The organism is Xanthovirga aplysinae, assembly GCF_009711365.1.
GTDB classification, from domain to species: Bacteria; Bacteroidota; Bacteroidia; order Cytophagales; family Cyclobacteriaceae; genus Xanthovirga; species Xanthovirga aplysinae.
Genome location: NZ_SMMB01000403.1, coordinates 1 through 1,432, shown reverse-complemented (window position 1 = coordinate 1,432; position 1,432 = coordinate 1). Strand labels below are relative to the sequence as shown.

The window sequence follows — 1,432 nt, the reverse complement described above, 5'->3', positions numbered from 1 at the left end:
CGTTATGGGCAATACTATAAGTACCGCATTTTCTTCCGATAGTCTTTCAATTGAGCAGGATTCTACAAAAATCATCCCCGATGAAAAAGTGATTGTAAATCAAATCATTATCATAGGTAACAAAATAACCAAAGCTAAGATTATTACAAGGGAGCTTGCGGTACAGGAAGGTGACCAAATTTCATCTGAGCAAATTCCAGACATTCTGGCCCAAGGTGAAAACAACCTCATGAATACGAGATTGTTTAACTCCGCTCAAATAGATTTAGTTTACGAAAGCCCCTCCCAGGCCAACATTATTATCGAGGTGGACGAACGTTGGTACATTTTCCCATCCCCAATCCTGGAAACAGGCGAACGAAATTTTAATGACTGGTGGAAAAACTCCCGATGGGATTTCTCTAAAGCTTACTATGGAGGTAGAGTGATGTGGGAAAATGTTCGAGGTCTAAATGACCGTCTTTTATTTAAAGCTCAATTTGGTTTTATAAAAAGTTTCGACATAGACTATAAAATTCCCTATATCAATAAAGCCCAAACTTTGGGGGTGAGTTTTTTTGCAGGCTATCGGGAAAATAGAAGCTTTCAATACACTATTAACAAGAAAGTTAACAAGGAAGACAGCAGTGAAAACCAACTGATCTTTCTTGAAAAAAGTCCTGAGGAAGGCGATTTAGGGGTATCCAGAAGAAGAAGAAGTGGAGGTATGGCCTTTTTCTACAGACCTGATTTATATAATTATCATAATTTTTCAATTCAATACTATAATGCTGAGATAAGTGACACCATAGCCGAACATTTAAATCCCGATTATTTTTTGAATGGGAATAACTCCCAAAAATTTCTGGCACTAACTTATACTTACAGAATTGAAAAAAGAGATTATGTTTCTTACCCACTTAGAGGGTACTTCTTCGAGTTATATTTACAAAAATTAGGTCTGGGAGTATTCAATGACATTAACCAACTGAATGTTTCAGCCGCCATTGCAAAATATCTAGATTTAGGGAATGGCTTCTTCCTTTCGGGCCGATTGGAGGGTAAGAGTAGTCTGGCAAAGAAAGTCCCTTATAATCAATTGCCGGCACTTGGTTTTGGGAATGACCTGGTAAGAGGGTTTGAATTATATGTTATTCCCGGCCAACATTATATTTTACAAAAAACAACCTTTAAAAAACGGCTGCTCTCTGTAAAAAAAGATTTCAAATTTATCCCCGTTAAACAATTTCGAACGATACCATTAGACATTTATCTAAAGACCTTTTTTGATTCTGGCTATGCAAGTTTTCAGGACAATCTAGAAGCAGTTTCAAGCCCTTTATCTAATCGATATCATTGGGGTACCGGCCTTGGTTTGGACATTGTTACTTTTTATGATACACTATTCGGTCTAGAGTTTTCCCTAAACAGTATCAATGAAACTGCATTTCGA

Annotated in this window: 1 protein-coding gene; it reads left to right on the top strand. The window is 36.9% G+C overall.

The annotated features are described in order from the left end of the window. A partial coding sequence (locus E1171_RS01425) for a POTRA domain-containing protein (RefSeq protein ID WP_155203355.1) occupies positions 1-1,432 on the top strand: 1,432 nt, incomplete at both ends.